This is a genomic window from Ornithinimicrobium cerasi (genome assembly GCF_003702705.1).
Taxonomy (GTDB): Bacteria; Actinomycetota; Actinomycetes; order Actinomycetales; family Dermatophilaceae; genus Ornithinicoccus; species Ornithinicoccus cerasi.
This window is the reverse complement of record NZ_QZMN01000051.1, coordinates 1-1,629: the sequence shown is the minus strand read 5'-3', so window position 1 is coordinate 1,629 and position 1,629 is coordinate 1. Positions and strand designations below refer to the sequence as shown.

The following is a 1,629-nucleotide window of genomic DNA, read 5'->3' as shown; positions in this document are numbered from 1 at the left end:
CATTTAGGTTGATTGGCATCCCTGCGGGGGTCTGATCTAGCGGCTGGGACACCCGGTGATCCCTTTCTACTGAGAGGCTCCCGCAGGGGCTCTCGATGGTGAGCGGGTGTCCCTGTTCGGGAACTTGGAGCTCCACACGGTTGGGGACTCCTACTTGCAGAATGTCTGGGCCCAGCCGACTCCTCCTCGAGATGGACGACCCGATCACGAGCAGAGGAGCTGGACGTGGCGATGACGTTGGGAATCGACCTGGCCTGCCGGGCGGCGCACGTGGCGTCGCTGGCCGGCCCCGACGGAAGACTGGTGTGGCGCGGACGCAAGTTCTTCTCCCGCACCGCCGACCTGGAACGGCTATGGGGAGACATCGACTGCGACCCGGCCGAGCTGACGGTGGTGATGGAACCGACCCGCAACGCCTGGATCCCGGTCGCGGCGTGGTTCCGCCGGCGCGGGGTCAAGGTGGTGATGGTGCCCACGACGCAGTCGGCCGACCTGCGCGAGTACTTCTCCAAGCACACCAAGAACGACCGGCTCGACTCGGTGGTCCTGGCTCGGATGCCGCTGCTGCACCCCGAGGGGCTGCGCGAGCACGTCGGTGACGGGCCGGCCGACCCGCTGCGCCGGGTCGTCAAGCAACGCTCCTCGATCGCCAAGCGGCGCACCGCGGTGTTCAACCGCCTCGATGCCCAGCTCGAGCTGCTCGGACCGGGCTGGTACGACGCGCTGGGCACCGACTACGGCAAGGCGACGTTGGCGTTCTTGGCCCGCTACGCCGACCCCACCGTCGTCATCCGGCTCGGGCAGGCCCGGCTGGCCAGGTTCCTGCGCCGCTACTCCCGCGGCCACTGGCGCGAGGGCAAGGCCGCCGAGCTGATCGCCGCTGCTCAGGAGTCGCTGCGCCTGTGGGACGGCGACGGCATCGACTTCGCCGAGCTGGCCGCCGACATCGCCGTCGAGGCCGAGCAGGCCATCGCCCTGACCGAGCAGATCGCCGACCTGGACGAACGGATCGCCAACCTCTACGCCGAGGCCGACCCCGCCGCCATCATCCGCTCCGCCCCCGGCGTCGGTCCCGTGCTGGCCGGCATCATCGCCGGCCGCCTGGGCGACCCGCACCGGTTCACCTCCCTGGCCGCAGTCCGCTCCTACTCCGGCCTCGTGCCCAAGGTCAGCCAGTCCGGCACCTCCGAACGCACCGGTGGACTGACCAAGGCCGGCGACCCGCTGCTGCGCGAGGCAGTCTGGATGGCCGCCGAACAGGCCCGCAAGCTCGACCCCCAGCTGGCCGCGAAGTACGCCCGACTCATGGCCGCCGACCACCGCCACCACGACTCCGCCGTGTGCCACCTGGCGACCATCCTGCTGACCCGGATCGCGACCTGCTGGCGCACCGGACAGCCCTACCAGATCCGCGATGTCGACGGCACGCCCCTGACCCAGGCCGAGGGCAAACGCATCGTCGCCGAGAAGTACCAGGTCCCCAGCAAGGCGTCGAAGAAGCGCTACTACCGGGCCACCAACCACAAGGCAGACCGGGGGTCACAGGAGTCGCTGAGCGCTCCAACACCCCGGCCTGCCCACGCCCAGAATAAGCCGTCCCAAGTCGCTTGACTTCCGTTAGGAACTCAG

Annotated in this window: 1 protein-coding gene; it reads left to right on the top strand. The window is 69.4% G+C overall.

What is annotated here, in order from left to right:
* Positions 1 to 231: 231 nt before the first annotated feature.
* A complete protein-coding gene (locus D4B81_RS17715; protein WP_122263974.1) occupies positions 232 to 1,611 on the top strand; it encodes an IS110 family RNA-guided transposase in 1,380 nt (459 codons plus the stop codon).
* Positions 1,612 to 1,629 lie beyond the last annotated feature (18 nt).

Bases quoted from the DNA above. Each gene is read 5' to 3' on its own strand.
- D4B81_RS17715 (WP_122263974.1), top strand. From the start codon at position 232: ATGACGTTGGGAATCGACCTGGCCTGCCGGGCGGCGCACGTGGCGTCG.